Annotated in this window: 2 protein-coding genes; both read left to right on the top strand. The window is 29.6% G+C overall.

The genetic code is table 11. The features are described from left to right. Positions 1-51: 51 nt before the first annotated feature. On the top strand, positions 52-438 hold the full coding sequence (locus tag B0A58_RS11000; protein ID WP_089081100.1) for an ISAon1 family transposase N-terminal region protein: 387 nt from the start codon (positions 52-54) through the stop codon (positions 436-438). A gap of 34 nt (positions 439-472) precedes the next feature. After that, on the top strand, positions 473-1,387 hold the full coding sequence (locus tag B0A58_RS11005) for an ISAon1 family transposase (protein WP_165766329.1): 915 nt from the start codon (positions 473-475) through the stop codon (positions 1,385-1,387). The last annotated feature ends 23 nt before the right edge of the window (positions 1,388-1,410 follow it).

A 1,410-nucleotide genomic window follows, 5' to 3' on the forward strand; every position in this document is an offset into this window, starting at 1 on the left:
GGCTCATATAAAATAATTGGGGAGAAGTTGTAAATTTGCAATAAAAAAGCAATGGATTTTTCATTTTTTTCACACTTTCTACCCGATGGGTTATTAGACCATTTTGATGTTTTAGATTTTAAAGAATTAGGGGATATAGCAACCAAAAAGGATTGTTTTTATATTTATATAGATGAGAAGAATATACTTCCAAATGGCTATGAAAATGAACAATATGAATCAAAAGGATTTTATAATCGTACTATAATTCAAGATTTTCCTATTCGTGGAAAAGCCGTTTATTTAGGCATTCGTCGTAGGCGATGGCGTAGTAAAATAGATAAATCTATTGAAATTAAAAGCGATTATTCGTTCATCACTGAGGGTTCAAAATTAACTATTGAATTGGCAGCTTTTTTAAAATCTACAGGTTTCGACCCGAGAAGATACGATAAGTAATATTGCTAGTTATTATGGTGTTAAGGCAGATTTAGTGAGAAGACATTATAAAAAGGCAAGTGGTTTTAAAATTTGGAATCAATATAATCATGCCGAAGATTATTTGATTTATCCCGAAAATATAGACGAAAATTTAAGTATTGATGAAGTAAGTTTGTCAAAAGGAGAGATTTACACATTTGTTACTAATAAATCAGGAAAAGGTAAAAAACGAACATTAGTTGCTAGTATAAAAGGCACTAAGAGTCAGGATATTATTGATGTTTTGCAGAAAATACCGTTAGAAAAACGCAAATTAGTTAAGACAATTACTCAAGATATGGCAAACAACATGCAACTAGCTTCAAGAATGTGTTTTCCAGAGAGTTATTTGATTACGGATCGTTTTCACGTTGTAAAAATGGTCATGGAATGTTTGCAACATCTTCGAATAAAATATCGTTGGGAGGAAATTGAAAAAGAAAATCAAGCCATAAAATTAGCCAAAGAACAAGGTATAAAGTATATTCCATTTGTTTTTGAAAATGATGATTCTCCCAAGCAATTACTTGCTCGAAGCAGATACATTATCGCTAAAAAACAAAGTGAATGGACAGAAAATCAAAAACAAAGAGCCGAAATATTATTTAAAAATTATCCGCTTTTACACGATGCTTATAAACATACAATGGAATTTAGAAATATTTATGAAGAACAATCAAAAGAGTTGGCTAGAGAAAAAATTTTGAATTGGATTGAAAAAACAAAATTGTTAAAAATGAACACTTTTAATACCGCAGCAAATAGTCTAAAATATCATTTAGAAACAATATTAAATTTCTTTACTCAAAGGCTCACAAATGCAAATGCAGAATCTTTTAATTCCAAAATAAAACTATTTAGAGCTAACCAAAGAGGGGTTATAGATGTGAAGTTCTTTCTGTTCAGAATGGAAAAATTATTTGCTTAATCCCCTTAAAATTTATGTGAACC

It is taken from the genome of Flavobacterium branchiophilum NBRC 15030 = ATCC 35035 (assembly GCF_002217205.1).
GTDB classification, from domain to species: Bacteria; Bacteroidota; Bacteroidia; order Flavobacteriales; family Flavobacteriaceae; genus Flavobacterium; species Flavobacterium branchiophilum.

Excerpts from the sequence above, each read along its gene's own strand:
- B0A58_RS11000 (WP_089081100.1), top strand. The coding sequence starts at position 52 with ATGGATTTTTCATTTTTTTCACACTTTCTACCCGATGGGTTATTAGAC.